This window comes from Mycolicibacterium aubagnense, assembly GCF_010730955.1.
Classification (GTDB): domain Bacteria; phylum Actinomycetota; class Actinomycetes; order Mycobacteriales; family Mycobacteriaceae; genus Mycobacterium; species Mycobacterium aubagnense.
Window position 1 is genome coordinate 5,173,939 of the sequence record NZ_AP022577.1, and the last position, 17,627, is coordinate 5,191,565.

Consider the following 17,627-nt stretch of genomic DNA (forward strand, 5'->3'; position numbering starts at 1 on the left):
CACCGTGCGCGATATGGTGGGGCAGAACCGACCGTAGGGGAGAGCTCACCATGACCATTCGGGCAACCCGGCTTTTCGCCGCAGCAGCGCTCGTGGCCACCGCGGTGGCTGCCCCGGTCATCGTTGCGCTGAGCAGCGCCTCGTCCTCGCAGTCGACCGCTGACGGTGGCTGCCTCGCCTGGTTCGGTAACAAGGAAGACGGCAACTGCATGGGCCGGTCCAACGGCCAGCCAGTGAACGTCGGCACGCCGTGGGGAACCTGGGGCCCTAACGGCGGCGTCAGCAGCGGTCCGCTGCTGCCCGGCCAGAGCTGGAACCAGCCGCTCGGCTGACGGTTCTCGAACCAATAACCGCCCGAGGGCGGTCTTCAGGCCTGCCGGTCAGTCGTGAATGGACTCCGGATGCAGCACCGTGGTCTGGGAATCGATTGCGGTCAGCCGCACCATGTTCGGGTCCGGTGACACCTTGTCGGCCAGCCTGCGCCGACCCGCGTCCAGCAGCGCCTTGGTCTTCGGGCTCTCGGTGATGGCGCGGTAAGTGCCGGCGATCTGCTCGTAACGGCGACGGCCTGCCTTGGCTCCCAGAACATAGCCAACGGCCATGACGGCGACGGCTCGGATCACTGGACCCCTCCCTGATGACGGTGCTTGGCTCCATCCTGCCTCACGATCGCCGATGCGTCTGGCCCGACCGGCGGCTACCAGCCGATTCAAAGATCCGCGCAGTCATGCGCTAGAGTCATGCCTCGGTTCAGGGACACGCGCCCGGAACCTGAGCACAATCCCCTGTAGCTCAATTGGCAGAGCTCCCGACTGTTAATCGGGCGGTTATTGGTTCGAGTCCAATCGGGGGAGCAACGGTGACCAGCACGAAAGTGCTGGTCATTTTGCATTCTGACGGTGGGTGCGGGCCCCACGCTCGACACGCGCGCAGCGTTTTGGTGGCGACGCTCGCGGGTATCCGCAATACATGAGTGAATCGCCTACGTCGGTCGGCGCCATGGTGCCGGGCCTGGTGACCATCGGCACGAGTTTTGTGGCGCTGGTTGTCGGCGCCGTCGCGATGGTGGCCGGATATCTGACGTTCGGCGCGGTGGCGATGATCGTTTCGCTGGCTGCTGCGACATTCGGCGCCGTGTGGTTGCTGTCGGGCATGTTGCTCGGCGAGCATCACCATTCACACGGTCGGCACGCCTGATCCCGCGCAGGAGGCGCGGTTGAGGAATAGGGGACCATATCGATGTCGGACGTCGGTCAGCTGGTGGGCGCGACTGCTTATGACCTGTCGGGAGCCAAGATCGGCAAGATTCACCAGGTGTACGTCGATCGGCGCGGACAACCGAGATGGGTGTCGGTTCACCGTGGGCTGTTGGGCATCTCGGAGCCGCTGGTCCCGTTGGCCGGCGCGCGCGATGGTGACGACGGTTCGGTGCGATTGGCTGTTGCGAAAGACATCGTCAAGAGTGCTCCGTCGATCGACAGTGGGGATCACGTCACGCCGGCCGAGGAAGCCGGGTTGCTCGAGCATTACGGAATGTCCGCGGAGCACACGACCGGACTGGAAGCGGTCCGGTCGCTGTCTTCGACCTCGGGCAAACGCCTGCTGGATGCCGCTGCCGCGGCAGCAGGAATCGGCGGCACGGCCGCGAACACCGCCGCGCGTACCGCTGAGCCGGAGCCGCAGTCTGATGACCGCGCGTAGAGAACCTTGAGGTGTGAGCCGGGCTCCGCAGCGGACTCGGCAGGCCCCAGGTGCAGGATCGGAAATGGTCGCCCGTCGCCGTCGGTTTCCGAGCGGCTCAAGGTGACGAAGCCGTGGCGATGGTAGAAACCGACGGCTTGAGGATTCTGCTCGTTCACGTCGACCAGCAGGTCCGGATTCTTGGCGATCGCGTCGGCCAGCAAGACCGATCCCGCACCGCGGCCACGATGCTGGTGGTCGATGAACAACATCTCGAGGTTCCCGCCTGCGACGCCCGCGAATCCGACGGGTACGCCGTCGGAGTCCGCCACGGTCACGTCGACCAGCTTCAAGTACTCGTCGGCGAGCCGGAGTTCGTAGAAGTCGATGTCATCGGCGGTGAGGAAGTCGTGTGTCGCTTCGACCGCGCTGCGCCAGATGCGCACCAGCTCAGGCCATTCCGCGGGGCCGTGGCAAGGGCGGAGCGCGAAGCGATGCGGTGTGGACATGTTCACAGGGTACTGACAGGGTCGGTGACCGCACCACGCGAGAAGTTGGTCCGGGCCCGTCTCTTCGTCACTGTCCGCCGAAACGGGGTTGAGTAGATCGCCCCAGCGCTTGAGCGCGGTTCGCACCGCGTCGGGACGGGACCCGCCCGCCAGTCGCAGGGAATGCCCACCCGACAGCTCGACCAGCGCCTCGGCCAGTACGTAGGGGGACATGTCCGCGTCGTGGGCGACACCGATCAGTTCCACAGCGGCGTCTTGCCATCGTCGCCGCTGCAATCCAACGAGGACGCCGACGGCAAGGGCCAGTACGCGACGTTGTGCCTTGTTACCCGAGGCCGGCCACGTCCCGCCGCCGGACAGCCCCGCGACGCCCCCGGGCAAATCGCCGTCGTACTCCGGCGGTCCACCGACCGTGATCGACATGGCCATTGGTTACCCGCGCCATTGCGCCACGAAACGCGCGGCTATCCGGAGCGCCGCCTGCGCGCCGCTCCGGAGGAGCTGGTATGGCTACTTGTTGCTCGGGCCGGGTTTCTTGGGTCCGGCGCTCTCCGGCCCGGCGTTCTTCGGGCCGGAGATTGTCGGAGCCGACGTCACCTTGGAGTCCTGTTTCGGTGGCTTCGCCTTGGTGGACGCTGCCGGTGCCGCGGTGCCGGTATTGGCCGCCGAAGCGTTGGGCACCAACGCCTTTGGTGTTGCCGCGGCAGTACTGGGCGCCCCCGGAATTGCGGGCGTTGCCGGGGTAGCAGGGGTGGCCGTGACGGGCATCGCCGCAGACATCGATTGGGCGGCAAGGGTTTTGGTGGTTGCGCTCAGTGTCGTGAGGGCTGTCACGGGGATCGCGGTGGGGGCCGGCGGATCGATCGGTGTCTGTGGATGCGTCGCTGTCCATTGAGCGATGACGCTCGCCGCGGGCTTTGGCGTCCAATCCGTTTGGAACACACCGAGCGTGTCCTGGTCGCTGGTGCTGCCGGTGTTGCGGTCTCGGGTGGTGTAGATGAACATCGGCCCGGTGTAGTTGACGCTGCTCCACGAGTTCAGGAAGTTGGAGATGAACGACGCCTGCGTCGTGTTGTCGACGACCGAAGTCGGCTCGCCATATTCGGTGGCCCAAATCTGCTTGCTGCCATCGCCTGCTGCGACCATCTCCTGATGGATCGTCGCCAGCTGGTTGATCGGCGCGATCGGCCCGTACGGCGTGCCATTTCCGAAGGGCACCTGGTACTGGTACGGATGGAACGACAGCGCGTCGAAATAGCCCTGAGCTCCGTCGTTGTACATGTCCTGGATGTATGACGCCGCGTTGATGGCCAGGCCCGGGGTATCGGTGACCCAACCGACGACGCCTCCGATCACCGTGGCGTTCGGATCCGCGGCCTTGATCGCCGGATACGCCGCCTGCAGCAGCTTGGTGTATGCCGCGGGATCCGGCGAGGGGTACCAGGACGTCGCCGCGTTGGGTTCATTCCACACCTCGTAGGCGGACACCTTGCCGGCGTAGCGCTGGGCGACGGTGCTGGCGAACTGGGCGTACTGGGCGTCGGACGCCGGCGGCGTCGCCACGGCCGGATCACCCGCAGGCACCGCCCAGGCCGGTGTCGAGTTGAGGACGCCGAGAATGCCCATGTTGCGGGCGGCCGCGGCGTTGACCAGCGTGTCGACGGTGCTCCAGTTCCAATAGCCCGGGGCCGGTTCGACGTTGTTCCACGGGATCAGGATCCGGACGTTCTGGACACCCAGTGACTGCATTTCGTCGAGTGTCTTGTTGATGTCGGCCGTCGACATCCCGATGATGTCCGAGTCGGCGAATCCGACCGTCGTGTTGGAGTCGGTAATCGCTGCGGACAGCACGTAAGGCACCGGTTCTGGACCGGTGCCTGCGCTCGCAAATAGTAAACCGGCAACCCCGACCGGTAATGCCGTCGAGATTGCCACTGTCACAGCGGCCTTGACCGCCGGCCTCTTGGATTGACCTCTCTTCTGCCTGTGCCACATCGAAATTCCCCTATTCACAATTGATTTCGCGCCCGACCAACCCCAACCGGGCGTCAAAGACAATGTTTGGGTGCCCCGTGGATCGGCGGGGCAAACCATGCTGATAGCAAAAGGCTTGGTGCGCATGGACGTAGGCTGACCCCATGCGGCCCATCAGTTACACGTCAGCGTTTGTCCTGCTCGCGGGGTCGGCCCTGCTCGCTGCCGGGTGCGGCTGGAGTCCGAAAGGCCCGGATCCCGCCCCACAGGCCGACAAGTGCACGCCTGCTGATGCGCCGGCGCAGAACGTCGTGACAGCGTCCATCTACGCGTTGCCGGCACCGACGTCGGGCAAGTGGACGCAGATGGGCAGCGGCCACACCGCGAATTGTGCGTTGTACTGGGTGCAGGTGGGCCAGAACAACTCGACGCCGGACAGTGCGCAACAGGTGGTGTTCTTCAACAAGAACACGATGATCGGCACGCCGACCCCCAACGCGCGGCCGTACATCACCGTGACCGCGAGTGCTCCGGACAACGTGACGGTTCAGTACCAGTGGCAGCAGGCCAAGGATCAGCCGGGGATGCCGACGGGTATCGGCAGCGTGCGGTTCACCGTCGACGGTGGTGCGCTCAAGGCGCTGGATCCGATCCCCGGGCCGTGAACGTCAGTGTGCGGCGAGCAGGCCGCGCATGATCTCGACGGCGGCCGCCAGGGTGTCCCGGTCGGAGCTGTCGAGGTCTGCCAGGAACGGGTCGATGGCGTTGCCGCGGTCGGCGCGGACCTTGGCCAGGGCCGCGATGCCCTGCGGGGTGATGCTGATGAGGACAGCGCGGGCGTCGTCGGGATCGACGGTGCGGGAGACCAGCCCGGCGTCCTCGAGCCGACGGACCTGGGTCGTCATCGTCGGTTGCGAGCTGTGGTCGATGGCGGCGAGGTCGGAGATCCGGGCACTGCCTTCGGCTTCGATGGTGGAGAGCAACCGGGCCTGGGCGAACGGCAAGGAAAGTCGGACGCGCTGATTGGCCAGACGGTTGATGCGGGCCACGACGGCGAGGAGATCCGAGGCGAGAGTCGTTTCGGACGCCGGTGCAGCTGTCATGGTCAACATAGTTTCATAGATTCTCTATGTAGTCGAACAACCGCCCACAGTGGTGACGGTCACAACACCGTCGAGTTTACTCGTCAAAATGCCTGGCAGAATTGTGCAATGACTGCTGCCGGCACCCGAGGCGAAGCCGGTCCCCTCAATCCGGGCGAGTACGCCCAGGCCGCCGTGATGGCGGCGCTGAGCGCGGCCACCGCCATCATCGCCGTCGTCGTCCCCTTCGCCGCCGGCCTCGGCATGTTGGGCACGGTCCCGATGGGACTGCTCGCCTACCGCTACCGCCTTCGGGTGTTGGTGGCCGCGACCGTCGCCGGCGCCACCATCGCTTTCCTCATCGCCGGGATGGGCGGCCTGATGACGGTGGTGTTCTGCGCCTACATCGGTGGCCTGACGGGGATCGTCAAGCGCACGGGCCGCGGCATCGTCACCGTGCTGTGGGCATCGGTGTTCGCGGGAGCGGCGTTCGGCGCCTATGTCATCGGCATCCTGCTGTTGGTGGGGCGGCTGCGGGAGCTGATCTTCGCGTCGATGACCTCGAACATCCACGGCATCGCCAACATTGTCGCGGCGGTGCCCGGCGGCGAGCGCGCGGCCGAGGACCTGCGCACCGGGTTCGCCGCGTTCCTGCACTACTGGCCGGTGCCGGTGATGCTCTCGATGATCCTGCACATCATGCTCGTCACCCTGCTGGGTTGGTGGGCGCTGTCGCGAGTCTTGAAGAGGCTGTTCGGTATTCCCGACGTCCATAAGCTCGACACCATCGAATCCGCCGGCCCCGCGGCGCCGGTTCCGGCCCGGCTGCGCGACGTTCGATTCCGGTACCCGGGTGCCAATCGCGATGCGCTCGGCCCGGTGAGTATGGACATCAAGGAGAGCGAGCACGTCGCCGTCACCGGTGCCAACGGATCGGGCAAGACCACGCTGATGCTCATGCTCGCGGGCCGCGCACCGACCGCCGGCACCATCGACCGGCCGGGTGCGGTCGGGCTCGGCAAGGCCGGTGGCACCGCGGTGGTGATGCAGCACCCGGAGAGTCAGGTGCTCGGCACCCGGGTGGCCGACGACGTGGTCTGGGGCCTGCCGTCGGGGACCACCATCGACGTCGAGCGGCTGCTGGGTGAAGTCGGCCTGAGTGGCATGGCAGGCCGGGACACCGGCGGGCTGTCCGGCGGCGAGCTGCAGCGCTTGGCGGTGGCGGCCGCACTGGCCCGCGAGCCGGCACTGCTGATCGCCGACGAGGTCACCAGCATGGTCGACCAGGAGGGCCGCGATGTGCTGCTCTCAGTGCTGTCCGACCTGACGCGGCACCACCGCATGTCACTGGTGCACATCACTCATTACAACGATGAAGCCGACTCGGCCGACCGGGTGGTCCGGCTGGACGGCACGACCGACAACATCGAGATGGTCGCGACCGCACCGGTGCCGATCGTGGCGGCCGGCACCGAACCCGACGGCCCGGCGGTGCTCGAGGTCCGGGGCGTCGGCCATCAGTACGGCAGCGGAACGCCTTGGGAATCAACGGCTTTGCGTGACGTCAGCTTCACCGTCCACGAGGGCGAGGGCGTGCTGATCCACGGGCTCAACGGCTCCGGCAAGTCGACGCTGGCCTGGATTCTGGCCGGACTCACCGTGCCGACCACCGGCAGTTGTCTTCTTGATGGCAAGCCGGTGTCCGATCAGGTCGGTGCCGTGGCCATTTCATTCCAGGCGGCCCGGCTGCAACTGATGCGCTCGCGCGTGGGCGCCGAAATCGCCTCGGCGGCGGGATTCTCGCGGCGGGACACCGCCCGGATCACCGAGGCCCTCGCGATGGTCGGACTGGACCCGGAAATGGCCGACCGGCGTATCGATCAGCTCAGTGGCGGCCAGATGCGCCGGGTGGTGTTGGCTGGGTTGCTGTCTCGTCGTCCGCGGGCACTGATCCTGGATGAACCGCTGGCCGGGTTGGACGCCGCGAGCCAGCGCGGTCTGGTGACGCTGCTCGCAGAACTGCGCCGCACCACCGGGCTGACGGTCGTCGTCATCTCGCACGACTTCGCCGGGCTCGACGAGCTGTGCCCGCGCATCTTGCGGCTGCACCGCGGCGAACTCGCTGAAGCTCCGATCACCGCCGGAGAACGATCATGACGGCTCCCACCCAGCGCCGGTCGATGGTGCTGCTGCGTCCCGTGCCCGGCACCTCGCGTGTCCACGAATTGTGGGCCGGCACCAAACTCATCGTGGTGGCGCTGATCGGCGTCGTCCTGACCATGTATCCGGGCTGGGTGCCCATCGGCCTGGTCGCGCTGCTGGTGATGCTCACGGCGTGGCTGGCGCGCATCCCGCGCAGCGTGCTGCCATCGGTGCCGCGCCTGGTGTGGGTGCTGATGTTGCTCGGCGGCGGCACGGCGGCGCTGGCCGGCGGCGAGCCGTTCCTCGACATCGCGTCGGTGCATCTGGGGCTGGGCGGCTTCCTGAACTTCCTGCGGATCACCGTGCTGTCCATCGTGCTGCTGGGCTTGGGCGGTCTGGTCTCCTGGACCACCAACGTCGCTGAAATCGCGCCTGCGGTGGCTACATTGGGCCGGCCCCTGCGGTGGCTGCGGATTCCGGTCGACGAGTGGGCCGTCACGTTGGCCTTGGCATTGCGGGCGTTCCCGATGCTGATTGACGAGTACCGCGTGCTGTTCGCCGCCCGTCGGTTGCGTCCCAAGGTGCGGCCGGAGACCCGCCGCGAGCGGCGGCGGCAACGTCGCGCCGAGATCGTCGACCTACTGGCGGCCGCGATCACGGTGGCGCTGCGCCGCGGCGACGAGATGGGTGATGCCATCACCGCGCGGGGCGGAGTGGGCCAGATCGTCGCGAGTCCGGCGCGGCCGGGACGGGCCGATGCGGTGGCATTGCTGATGGTGATTGCGATGTGTGTGCTGTCGGTATGGGTCGAGGTGGCCACGCCGCTGGCCACCCACCGGCTTTAGCGATCGGCGGCGGCGTTGGCCGCCTTCTGCGCGTTGGCCAACGTCGATGCGACCGGCGCGCGGCCCAGGAACATCTCGTCGAAAAACGGCTTGACGGCGAGGAATCCGGCCGGGAAGCCGGCCCCGCCGGGTGCCGGGATGCGAGGGCCGTCCAACACTTCGAAAAACGGCTGCACGGCAATGCCGCGCTGTTTCCAGTAGTCGAAGTAGACCGGTTGGGCCCCGAGCACCGCGGGCACCGCCGCTCCTTTGGCGCCCAGGAACGCGTTTCCGTCGGTGCTGCCCATCCACTCCAGCACCGCATGCACCGCGTCGGGATGGCGGGTGGCCGAACTGGCCGCGGCGGCAATCCCGTTGGTAACGCTGACGCGGCCGGCCGGGCCGCTGGGCAGCATCGCCACGCCCCAGCGGAAGCGCGCCTGATCGGCGATGGCAGCCAGGTTGTAGGTACCGGACTGAAACAGCGCCATTCGCCCCTGCAAGAACTGGTTGCGGGAGAAGTCGCGGTTACCGTTGGTGTCGGCCGCTGACGGGGACACGTGGTCGCCATTGATCAGCGTGACCAGATACTCGAATGCCTCCCGTGCGCCGGGGTTGTCGAACGCGAACCGGTCGCCGTCGCTGAACGTGCCGCCGGCCGAACCGATGTAGTTGAGATAGATCCCCTGTAGATCGTTGGCGGCGTTGTAGCCCCACTGCCGCACCTGCCCGGCGTCGAACCCCGGTGTCCCGGCGTGGTTTCCGTGCCGGTCCAGCGTGAGCCGCCCCAGTAGCGGACGCAGAGTGTCGTCGGGGCCGGGCGACCAGTGCAGCGTGTCCAGCTCGGCCGGGTCGATTCCCGTGGACGCCAGCAGATCGGCGTTGTAGTACACGGCGATGCCGCCGTCGGTCAGTTGCGGCACCCCCCACAAGGCTCCGTTGCGGGTGAATTGCTGGTTCACCGACCGGTCCCACGCGGCGGAGGTGCCGTGGCCCAACAGTTTTTCGATATCCAGGAGCCGGCCGGTGTCGGCGTAGCCGGCCAGGTAGGCATTGGACAGCCAGAAGATGTCGTCGGCGCCGCCGCCCGCGACATCGGTGCGCAGCGAATCGAAGTACGACGCGTAGGCGACGACGTCCACCCGGACCTCGATGCCGGGGTGCCGGCGGGTGAACTCCGCGAACGACGCGCGGTATGCGGCAGCGACCTCGGCGTCCCACACCCGCACCGTGACAACGGTTTTCCCGGAGTCCTGTGTCCGGCCCATGAGTACGGCGGCCACGAGCAGAATTGCCATGGTGGCGGCCAGGGCTGCCACGAAGCGGGTCGAGAACTTCATTTCATGCCGGTGACGACGATCGAGCGGACGATGTGCCGGCCCAGCACACTGAAGAGCAGGATCAGCGGCACGATCGCGACGGTCGTTGCCGCCAGCACCACGGTCCACTGCGCGTCGAACTGGGACTGCAGTCCGGCCGTGGCGACGGTCAGCACGCGCCATGATGCGCCGCTGGTGATCACCAGCGGCCACATGAAGCTGTTCCATTGCGAGACAACGGTGATCAGGCCCAGCGTGACGAGGATCGAACGACTGGCCGGCAGCACGACGTGCACGATGACATCGAGGGTGCCGGCACCGTCGATCCGCGCTGCGTGGATCAGGTCGGCCGGGATGGACCGGAAGTACTCGCGCAACAGGAAGATCGCGTACGGGGAGCCGAACATGAACGGCAACACCAACGCCCAGAACGTGTTACGGAGTCCCGCCTCGGCCATCATCAGGTACAGCGGCACGACTGTGACCGTCGCCGGCACCATCAGGGTCGCCAGATACAGCCAGAACAGGGTGTCCCGCCCCGGAAATTCCAGCCGGGCGAAGGCGTACGCGGCGGTCACCGAAAACGCCAGCTGGCCCAACAGGATCACCGCGGTCATCAAAGCGGTCACCAGCGCGGCCCGGCCGAAACCGGCGTCGGCCAGCGCGGTGTAGTTGGCGAGTGTCGGTGGATTCGGCAAGGACAGCGGCGATTCGGTGTTGAACTGGCGGGCCGAGGTGAACGACGTCAGCAGGCCCAGACCGAACGGCACCAGGGTGATCGCGGCGGCGAGGGCAAGCACTGCGTAGATGGCCGCCGGCCGAGCCGACGACAACAATCGAGCGTTACGTGAGGTCATAGCTGACCCGTCGGCGGAAGTAGCGATGCTGCACGAGTGTGACGCCGAGCAGCAGGACGAACAGGATCAACGCCATCACAGCGGCGCGACCCACTGTGGCCGCCCCGAACGCCTCGGCGTAGATGCGGTGTGCGATCAGGTCGGTGCGGCCGTCGGGGCCGCCGCCGGTCAGTGCGTACACGGTGTCGAAAACCTGCGCCGCACTGACGATTCCCGTCACCAGGACGAAGAACAGCGTCGGCCGCAGCATGGGCAGGGTGATGCGGCGGAACCGTTGCCAGGTTGTCGCGCCGTCGATTCGGGCCGCGTTGTGCACATCGCTCGGGATGGCCAGGATCCCCGCGAGGAAGAACAGCGTCACGTAGCCGACGTTGGTCCACACCGTGATTGCCGAAACCAGCAGTAGGGCCAGCGTCGGGTCGGTCAGCCATTCGACGCGGTGTCCGAGAACGGTGCTGACGGCGCCGTCGGTGGGGCTGAGAATCCAACGCCACAACACCGCGATCGCCAAGGGTGAGCAGATCCAGGGCAGGACATACAGCGTGCGGAAGAACGCGGTGCCCGGCAGTCCGCGGGACAACAGCACGGCAGCTCCGAGGCCCAGCAGGGTTTGAACGGGAACCACGAGCGCGATGAAACCGAACGTCACCGCCATCGAGAGGCCGAATGTCGGGTCGGTCAGCACACCATGCCAGTTGTCGAGCCCGACGAACCGGATGGGTCCCAGCAGGTCCCACCGTTGCAGGCTCAGCCAGGCCACCACCAGCATGGGGAGCAGCATGAACATGACCACGCCGAACAGGCTGGGAGCGAGCAGCGCATATCCGGTCAGGGTGTCCCGAAACCTGCGGCGTGCCACCGGATCATTAAAGCGTGTCCGGCTACTACGGTGTAGCCGTGACTGCGCTGCGACGGGTTGATGCCGACTTCCTGGTCTTGCCGCGCCATGTGCTGGCCGAGGCCGCGGTGTCGGCCGCGCTGGCCGCTGGCGCGAGCTACGCCGACCTCCGGGTTCACCGGATCACCACCGAACACATCCAGCTGCGTGACGGCGAGTTGGAGACGTCGGTGGTGACCCGCGAGATCGGGCTCGCGGTGCGGGTCATCGTGGACGGCGCCTGGGGTTTTGCGTCGCACGCGGAGCTGACCCCCGAGGTCGCGGCCGAAACGGCGCGCCGCGCGGTGCGGGTCGCGGCGACTTTGGCGCCGCTGAACGCCGAACGCATCGAGTTGGCTCCGGAACCCGTCTACACCGACGTGTCGTGGGTATCGCCGTACCGCGTCGACCCGTTCGAGGTGACCGCGGCCGACAAGATCGCGCTGTTGGGCGAGTATTCGGGGCGGCTGCTCGCGGCCGACGGAGTGGACCACGTGTCGGCGGGCCTGCAGGTCGTCAAGGAGCAGGTGTTCTACGCCGATGCCTTCGGCTCGTCGATCACCCAGCAGCGAGTGCGGGTGCAGCCGACACTCGAGGCCGTCGCCGTCGACACGGCCGCCGGTTCGTTCGAGAGCATGCGGACGCTGGCGCCGCCGACCGCCCGCGGGTGGGAAGCAGTCGCAGGTGACGAGGTGTGGGATTGGACCACCGAATTGGCCGAGCTGCCATTGTTGTTGGCCGAAAAGGTGAAGGCACCCAGCGTGACGGCCGGTCCCACCGACCTGGTGATCGACCCGACCAATCTGTGGCTGACCATCCACGAATCCATCGGCCACGCCACCGAATACGACCGGGCCATCGGTTACGAAGCGGCCTACGCCGGGACGTCGTTCGCCACGCCGGACAAGCTCGGCACCATGCAGTACGGGTCGCCGATCATGAACGTGACCGCGGACCGCACCGTCGAGCATGGTTTGGCCACCATCGGGTTCGATGACGAGGGCGTGCGGGCGCAGAGCTGGGATCTGGTGCGCGACGGCGTCTTCGTCGGCTATCAGCTGGATCGGGTGTTCGCCCCGAAACTGGGCGTGGCCCGGTCCAACGGCTGCTCGTACGCGGATTCGCCGCACCACGTACCGATCCAGCGAATGGCCAACGTCTCGCTGCAACCGGGTACTGAGGACCTCAGCACCGACGACCTGATCAGCCGGGTCGAGGACGGCATCTACATCGTCGGCGACAAATCGTGGTCAATAGACATGCAGCGGTACAACTTCCAGTTCACCGGTCAGCGGTTCTTCAAGATTCGAGACGGAAAGCTGGACGGCCAGGTGCGCGACGTCGCCTATCAGGCGACCACCACCGACTTCTGGGGTGCGATGGAAGCCGTTGGCGGACAGTCGACCTGGCGCCTAGGTGGCGCGTTCAACTGCGGCAAGGCGCAGCCGGGCCAGGTGGCCGCCGTCAGCCACGGCTGCCCGTCCGCGCTGTTCCGCGGAATCAATGTGCTCAACACGCGAACAGAATCGGGGCGTTGATGATCAGTGCACCGCAGGTCGTCGACCTGGTACTTGCCGAAGCCGCCCGCCGCGGTCGGGCCGACGAGACCATCGTGCTGGTGACCGACAGGTCGACCGCGTCGTTGCGTTGGGCCCGTAACACCATGACCACCAACGGCGAATCCGTGAGCCGCGAGACCACCGTCATTTCGATTGTCCGCCAAGGGGATAAGGCCCGGGTCGGCGCAATGAAATCCAGTGAGGTCGATCCGGACACCATCGCCGGCCTGGTGGCCGCGTCGCAGGACGCCGCGCAAGCCGCGCCCGAGGCGCGCGACAGCGCACCGGCGCTGACCGGTCAGGAGGTGCCCGATGACTGGGAGGCTCCGTCACCGCTGACCGGGGCCGCGGTGTTCGGCAACGTCGCCGCGCGTCTCGTCGACGGTTTTCACCGCAGTGACGCGCTGTACGGGTTCGCTCGGCATGAGCTGGAAACCACGTATCTGGCCACATCGGGTGGCATCCGGCGCCGGTTCACCCAACCGACCGGCTCGGTGGAGGTGAACGCCAAGCGGGGCGGCGCGAGCGCGTGGGCCGGGGTCAGCACCGCTGACTTCGGCGACGTGCCAATCGATTCCATGCTCGACGACCTGAGCCTGCGGTTGGGCTGGGCGTCGCGGACGGTGGAATTGCCCGCGGGCCGGTATGAGACGCTGATGCCCCCGTCCACCGTCGCCGACATGATGATCTATCTCGGCTGGACCATGGATGGCCGTGGGGCGCAGGAGGGTCGCACCGCGCTGTCGGCTCCGGGCGGCACCCGGGTGGGGGAGAAGCTCACCGATCTCGGTCTGACGCTGTACTCGGATCCCTTTGCGGCCGGGCTGAATTGCCTGCCGTTCGTCGCGACGTCGAGTTCGTCGGAGCGGGTGTCGGTGTTCGACAACGGACTCGACATCGGCCGCGTCGACTGGATTCGCGACGGCGTGGTCAACGCGCTGGCCTATCCACGTGCTGCCGCAGCGGAATTCGACGCTCCCGTGGCCGTGCCTGCCGACAACCTACTGATGACCGGTGGCGCCGTGGGTCTGGCCGACATGATCGCCGGAACCGAACGCGGCCTGCTGCTGACCACGCTCTGGTATATGCGTGAGGTCGACCCGACGGTGCTGTTGCTGACCGGCCTGACCCGCGACGGCGTCTACCTCATCGAGGATGGCGAGGTGACGGCGGCGGTCAACAACTTCCGGTTCAACGAGAGCCCGCTGGACCTGCTGCGCCGGGCCACCGAGGCCGGCATCAGCGAGACCACGCTGCCCCGCGAGTGGGGCGACTGGGCCACTCGGGCCCAGATGCCGTCGCTGCGGATACCGGACTTCCACATGTCGTCGGTCAGTCAGGCGCAATAACTTTCAGCACCGTGGCGACATCCTCGTCGGTGGTGGCCCAAGAGCAGACGAACCGGATGATCGGTCGTAGCGGGTCGGGAGCGTGGACGGCGAAGCGCTCCCGCACCCGCGCCGTGGTTGCGGCGTCGAGGACGACGAACACCTCGTTCGCCTCGGTCGGTGCGGCCAGTCGCAGGCCGGCTGCGGTCATTCCGGCGCTGAGGGTCGCGGCCATGCGGTTGGCGTGTGCTGCGGTCTGCAACCACAGGCCGTCATGCAGCATCGCCTCGAACTGGGCCGAGACGAAGCGGTGCTTGCTCGGCAGGTGACCGATCTGCTTCTGTACGAAGCGGATTCCGGGGAAGTACTCGGGGCGGCGGACCAGCACCGCGTCACCGAACAGCAGGCCGTTCTTGGTGCCGCCGACGGTGACGATGTCGGCGTCACCGATGGCGTCGCGGGGGTGGACATCAAGGGCGGCAATGGCGTTGGCGATGCGGGAACCGTCGACGTGTACCAGCAAGTCGTGCCGGTGGGCGTAATCGATGAAGTCCGCCAGCGCGCCGGGTGACCAGACGCGGCCGTTCTCGGTGGATTGGGTGATGGTCACGATGCGCGGCTGAGAATGATGGACCTCGCCGCGGCGGGCAATATGCCGATCCAGGTCGTGGGGCGCGATCAGGCCGTCATCGCTGGGCAGAGGAGTGAGCTGTGCGCCCGCGAGCCGAACCGGACCGCCGGCTTCATCGAGCAACGAGTGCGCTATGTCGCTGCACAGGATTTCCTGCCATGGCTGCACAGCCGAGGCCAGCGCGATGATGTTGGCCGCGGTCCCGGTCAGCGCGAACAGCACGTCGGCGTCGGGCGCATCGAAGGCCGCTCTGAGCGCTTGTGTGGCGCGATCAGTGCTCGGATCGGTGCCATAAGAACTCACGGTGCCCTGGTTCGCGGTGACGACGGCCTCGATAACGCGGGGGTGAGCACCAGCAGCGTTGTCGGAGGCGAATGCGGCCGAGACGGTCGAAGCCATGCGTCGATGGTCTCATCGCGGCAATAATCCGATGTGTGGAGGATCTACTGACGGGCTTGATCGCATTGTCGCCGCCTGCTGATCGCCGGCTCAATGCGGTGATGCGGCAGACATGTGCCGAAACATTGGGGCTGGCGGCGCTGCCGTATGAGGAGATCTTCGGGCCGGTGTCCGGCGCGGAGCCGCTGGTGGCGGAATACGCCGAGCAGTTCAGCACCGACGTGTCGGTGGTCACCGTGGCCCAGCGCGACCAGCTCACCGCGGCACTGGGCGCCAACAGTTTTCGCATCGTCGCGCTGATGTTCATCGCCGACTTCGTGCCGCGGGTGCGGGCCGGGTTCGCAGCGCTGGGCCTGCCGCCGGTTCCCGATCCCGACAGCTGGGACCATGAGACCGATCCGGTGGACCTGCTGCTCAACCGGTTCGCCAGTTCAGTTGGGGCACGACGTGAGCTGGACCCGGTGGTGACCGAGGTGGTCCGGTTGCGCGGCGCGGCCGCGCACAACTGCCGGCTGTGCAAGTCGCTGCGCGAGGGCACGGCGCTGGACGCGGGCGGCAACGAGTCGATGTACTCCGAGATCGAGCTGTACGAGTCGTCAACGCTGCTCGATGAGCGGCAGAAGGCGGCGCTGCGCTACGTCGACGCCCTGGTCTGGACGCCCTCTCGGATACCGGCCGAGGTGGCCGCCGGGGTGCAGGCGCACTTCTCCGACGCCGAGGCCACTGAGATCACACTGGATGTCATGCGCAACGCCATCAACAAGATCGCCGTCGCACTGGGCGGTGACGCACCGCGGGTCGCCGAGGGTACCGAGCGCTATCTGCTCGGGGCGGACGGGCAGCCGGTGTTCTCGTAGCGGCTCTCCGGGGCCTCTGAAAAAACTTTGGTCACTTTGTTTGCGCTGGTCACAACAGGTAACTAGGACCACATTCGTCACAGCGAATTGTCGGTTGTTCGAACTAATGTTCGAAGTATGGGATTGACTGATCCGGCCTCCGTCGAGCAGGCGTACGCCGCTTACGAAGCCGCCGCGGCCGCGATCGCATCCCTGGACTACACCGGCCTGGACGTGCGGACATTGCTGGAGTTGCAGTCCCGTCGCGAAACCCTCAAATGCGCCGCCGAGGCGGTCGACCACCAGATTTTGGCCGCCGCTCAGACCCAGGCCACCGCCAAAGACATCGGCGCCAAAGACTGGCCCGAGGTCCTGCACATCCGGCACCGAATCGGCCGTGACGAAGCCCGCCGCCGGGTCCGTGACTGCGACCACCTCGGTCCCCGGTCGGCGATCACCGGGGAGCCGTTAGGTCCGGTGTGGGCGCTGGTGGCTGCGGCGCTGGCGGAGGGTGCGATCAATATCGAGCATGTCGCGGTGATCACGAACTTTTTCGCGAAGGTGCCGTTGTGGGTGGACCCGGCCACCCTCGCCCAGTGTGAACGCGACCTGGTGTCCTGGGCGCGGTACAAGAGCCCCGAGGACTTGCGGGCCGCCGCAAAAGCGTTGTTGTACCGGCTCGATCAGGACGGGCCCGAGCCCGACGATGACGAACGTGACCGCAAACGCGGCATCACCGTGAGCAAGCAGCGGTCTGATGGGACCTCGGAGGTCGCCGGCACCCTCACCCCGCAAGCCCGCGCCTATTGGGATGCGATCTACGAGAAATACGCCGCGCCGAGCATGTGCAACCCCGCCGACCCGACGCCCTGCACATCCGGAACCCCGACCGCCGAACAGATCGCCGGTGACACCCGCACCGTCGCGCAGCGCCAGCATGACGCGCAGATGTGGGTCGCCCGCATGGCCCTGACCTCCGGGATGCTTGGTGAGCACAATGGGCTGCCGGTCTCGGTGGTGGCCACCACCACTCTGCAGGAACTGCAACAGGGTGCCGGCGTCGCCGTCACCCACACCGGGTCGAAACTCTCGATCCGAGACGTGATTCGGATGGCCTCCCGCTCGTACTGCTACCTCGCGGTGTTCGACCAACACACCAACATCCCGCTCTACCTGGGGCGGACCCGGCGCACCGCCACGCCCGGGCAACGCATCATGCTGTTCGCCCGCGACCGCGGCTGCACCAAACCCGGCTGCACCGCCCCGGCCTCGCGCTGCCAAGCCCACCACGCGGTATGCAACTGGCGCGACGACGGCCAGACCGACATCACCGACATGACCCTGGCCTGCGGCTGCGACAACGTCCTGGCCGACACCGGCGGCTGGACCACCACCATGAAAAACGGCCGAGCCCACTGGACCCCACCACCACTACTGGACGTCGGCCAACCAAGGACGAACCAATACCACCACCCGACGCTGTATCCGGCAGAGGGCGAGGACGCCGATGGTGAAAGCGACAGTCCGGCAAGCTAACCCGGCACCCCGCCACAGCACCCCACGCCGCGACGGCAGCACCGCACGCACTGATATGAAATCAGTGCATTGAC

17 protein-coding genes, 1 tRNA gene and 1 pseudogene are annotated in these 17,627 nt (G+C 66.9%); 11 read left to right on the forward strand and 8 right to left on the reverse strand.

What is annotated here, in order from left to right:
• Positions 1-50 precede the first annotated feature (50 nt).
• On the forward strand, positions 51-332 hold the full coding sequence (locus tag G6N59_RS24715; protein ID WP_138229550.1) for a DUF7155 family protein: 282 nt from the start codon (positions 51-53) through the stop codon (positions 330-332).
• 48 nt (positions 333-380) lie between these two features.
• Here the strand turns inward: G6N59_RS24715 and G6N59_RS24720 are convergent, their stop codons facing one another.
• Positions 381-623 carry a hypothetical protein gene (locus G6N59_RS24720; RefSeq protein WP_138229551.1) on the reverse strand — a complete coding sequence of 81 codons (243 nt, stop codon included), beginning with the start codon at positions 621-623 and terminating at the stop codon, positions 381-383.
• 158 nt (positions 624-781) lie between these two features.
• Here G6N59_RS24720 and G6N59_RS24725 point away from each other — a divergent pair.
• The 3 genes from G6N59_RS24725 to G6N59_RS31965 all read left to right on the forward strand — a co-directional run bounded on the left by G6N59_RS24725 (position 782) and on the right by G6N59_RS31965 (position 1,701).
• A tRNA-Asn gene (locus G6N59_RS24725) sits at positions 782-854 on the forward strand.
• Positions 855-969: 115 nt separating this feature from the next.
• Positions 970-1,197 (forward strand): hypothetical protein, encoded by a 228-nt coding sequence (locus G6N59_RS24730; protein ID WP_138229552.1) that lies wholly within the window; start codon positions 970-972, stop codon positions 1,195-1,197.
• Positions 1,198-1,239: 42 nt separating this feature from the next.
• Positions 1,240-1,701: a PRC-barrel domain-containing protein gene (locus tag G6N59_RS31965; protein WP_407665782.1), complete on the forward strand. Its 462-nt coding sequence runs from the start codon at positions 1,240-1,242 to the stop codon at positions 1,699-1,701.
• Positions 1,702-1,721: 20 nt separating this feature from the next.
• On the opposite strand, the pseudogene G6N59_RS24735 reads toward G6N59_RS31965, so the two are convergent.
• Both G6N59_RS24735 and G6N59_RS24740 read right to left on the reverse strand, forming a co-directional pair.
• A pseudogene (locus G6N59_RS24735) lies at positions 1,722-2,189 on the reverse strand (GNAT family N-acetyltransferase); the annotation flags it as partial.
• Between the two features lie 510 nt (positions 2,190-2,699).
• Positions 2,700-4,040, reverse strand: coding sequence for a cellulase family glycosylhydrolase (locus G6N59_RS24740; protein WP_234884143.1), 1,341 nt, complete (start codon positions 4,038-4,040; stop codon positions 2,700-2,702).
• A gap of 287 nt (positions 4,041-4,327) precedes the next feature.
• Here G6N59_RS24740 and G6N59_RS24745 point away from each other — a divergent pair, with 287 nt between their 5' ends.
• The gene (locus G6N59_RS24745; protein WP_138229554.1) at positions 4,328-4,828 is read left to right on the forward strand and encodes an LppP/LprE family lipoprotein; all 501 of its coding nucleotides are present in this window, start codon (positions 4,328-4,330) and stop codon (positions 4,826-4,828) included.
• Positions 4,829-4,831: 3 nt separating this feature from the next.
• On the opposite strand, the gene G6N59_RS24750 is transcribed toward G6N59_RS24745, so the two are convergent.
• On the reverse strand, positions 4,832-5,275 hold the full coding sequence (locus G6N59_RS24750; protein ID WP_138229555.1) for a MarR family winged helix-turn-helix transcriptional regulator: 444 nt from the start codon (positions 5,273-5,275) through the stop codon (positions 4,832-4,834).
• Between the two features lie 99 nt (positions 5,276-5,374).
• Here G6N59_RS24750 and G6N59_RS24755 point away from each other — a divergent pair, with 99 nt between their 5' ends.
• A complete protein-coding gene (locus G6N59_RS24755; protein WP_138229556.1) occupies positions 5,375-7,402 on the forward strand; it encodes an ABC transporter ATP-binding protein in 2,028 nt (675 codons plus the stop codon).
• Positions 7,399-8,232: a CbiQ family ECF transporter T component gene (locus tag G6N59_RS24760; RefSeq protein ID WP_138229557.1), complete on the forward strand. Its 834-nt coding sequence runs from the start codon at positions 7,399-7,401 to the stop codon at positions 8,230-8,232. The genes G6N59_RS24755 and G6N59_RS24760 overlap by 4 nt, the downstream gene beginning before the upstream one ends.
• Here the strand turns inward: G6N59_RS24760 and G6N59_RS24765 are convergent.
• The 3 genes from G6N59_RS24765 to G6N59_RS24775 are packed head-to-tail and all read right to left on the reverse strand — an operon-like array spanning position 8,229 to position 11,246.
• The gene (locus G6N59_RS24765; RefSeq protein WP_138229558.1) at positions 8,229-9,551 is read right to left on the reverse strand and encodes an ABC transporter substrate-binding protein; all 1,323 of its coding nucleotides are present in this window, start codon (positions 9,549-9,551) and stop codon (positions 8,229-8,231) included. The genes G6N59_RS24760 and G6N59_RS24765 overlap by 4 nt on opposite strands.
• Positions 9,548-10,387, reverse strand: coding sequence for a carbohydrate ABC transporter permease (locus tag G6N59_RS24770; protein WP_138229559.1), 840 nt, complete (start codon positions 10,385-10,387; stop codon positions 9,548-9,550). The genes G6N59_RS24765 and G6N59_RS24770 overlap by 4 nt, the downstream gene beginning before the upstream one ends.
• Positions 10,374-11,246 (reverse strand): carbohydrate ABC transporter permease, encoded by an 873-nt coding sequence (locus G6N59_RS24775; RefSeq protein ID WP_138229560.1) that lies wholly within the window; start codon positions 11,244-11,246, stop codon positions 10,374-10,376. Before G6N59_RS24775 ends, G6N59_RS24770 begins: the two co-directional genes overlap by 14 nt.
• A 38-nt stretch (positions 11,247-11,284) precedes the next feature.
• Between G6N59_RS24775 and G6N59_RS24780 the strand changes: the two genes are divergently transcribed.
• Positions 11,285-12,802: a TldD/PmbA family protein gene (locus tag G6N59_RS24780; protein WP_138229561.1), complete on the forward strand. Its 1,518-nt coding sequence runs from the start codon at positions 11,285-11,287 to the stop codon at positions 12,800-12,802.
• Positions 12,802-14,172, forward strand: a complete 1,371-nt coding sequence (locus G6N59_RS24785; RefSeq protein ID WP_138229562.1) for a metallopeptidase TldD-related protein — start codon at positions 12,802-12,804, stop codon at positions 14,170-14,172. The genes G6N59_RS24780 and G6N59_RS24785 overlap by 1 nt, the downstream gene beginning before the upstream one ends.
• Here G6N59_RS24785 and G6N59_RS24790 read toward each other — a convergent pair.
• Positions 14,156-15,181: a threonine aldolase family protein gene (locus G6N59_RS24790; RefSeq protein WP_138229563.1), complete on the reverse strand. Its 1,026-nt coding sequence runs from the start codon at positions 15,179-15,181 to the stop codon at positions 14,156-14,158. The genes G6N59_RS24785 and G6N59_RS24790 overlap by 17 nt on opposite strands.
• A 14-nt stretch (positions 15,182-15,195) precedes the next feature.
• Here G6N59_RS24790 and G6N59_RS24795 point away from each other — a divergent pair, with 14 nt between their 5' ends.
• Complete coding sequence (locus tag G6N59_RS24795) at positions 15,196-16,038, forward strand: carboxymuconolactone decarboxylase family protein (protein WP_170212374.1); 843 nt, start codon at positions 15,196-15,198, stop codon at positions 16,036-16,038.
• A gap of 117 nt (positions 16,039-16,155) precedes the next feature.
• Positions 16,156-17,553, forward strand: coding sequence for an HNH endonuclease signature motif containing protein (locus tag G6N59_RS24800; protein ID WP_138229565.1), 1,398 nt, complete (start codon positions 16,156-16,158; stop codon positions 17,551-17,553).
• Positions 17,554-17,627: the final 74 nt, after the last annotated feature.